We start from the raw sequence: 584 nt of genomic DNA, 5'->3' as shown, positions 1-584 counted from the left end.
AACTACTTTACTAATTGGCGACCTTTCTTTACCTCGTGGCGGCCGTTTTTCATCTGGTCATTCAAGCCATCAAACGGGGCTGGATATTGATATCTGGTTGCGTTTAGCTGACTCTCCTCTCTCCTATAACGAACTTCAATTGCCGAAACCGATGAGTGTGGTTGATCTGCAAGACTACTCGATATTAAATCATCGATGGGATAAGAGGCATTTTGAACTCATCCGTTATGCTGCTAAGAGCGATGAGGTAGCTCGTATCTTTGTTCACCCTGTTATCAAGGAGCAACTGTGTGCTCAGGAAGGGGGAAAAGATCGTTCTTGGCTACGTAAAGTTCGTCCTTGGTGGGGACATCATTATCATTTTCATGTGCGCTTATCATGCCCTGACTCAAGCTCTAATTGTGTCGATCAAGCACCTCCTCCTTCTGGTGATGGGTGCGGTTCGGAGTTAGCGAGTTGGAAGCCAAAAGCAGTTGTCCCAGCGAAGCCCCAGCCAGAAAAAGTAGCGGCTAAACCTAAAAAGAAAAAAGCGATTCCACCACAATGTCAGCCACTTATCGTCAGTAAATAACGTCTTATCTTTG

At 45.7% G+C, this 584-nt stretch carries 1 protein-coding gene; it reads left to right on the top strand.

Annotated features, from left to right (window positions below):
- Positions 1-571 (top strand): penicillin-insensitive murein endopeptidase (locus R7P74_RS27990; RefSeq protein WP_318123939.1); only part of this gene is annotated, 571 nt, incomplete at its 5' end.
- Positions 572-584 lie beyond the last annotated feature (13 nt).

The sequence above is a fragment of the Vibrio sp. 2033 genome, assembly GCF_033339735.1.
Note: the sequence above shows the minus strand (reverse complement) of the source record. Positions and strands in the feature narration are given on the sequence as shown.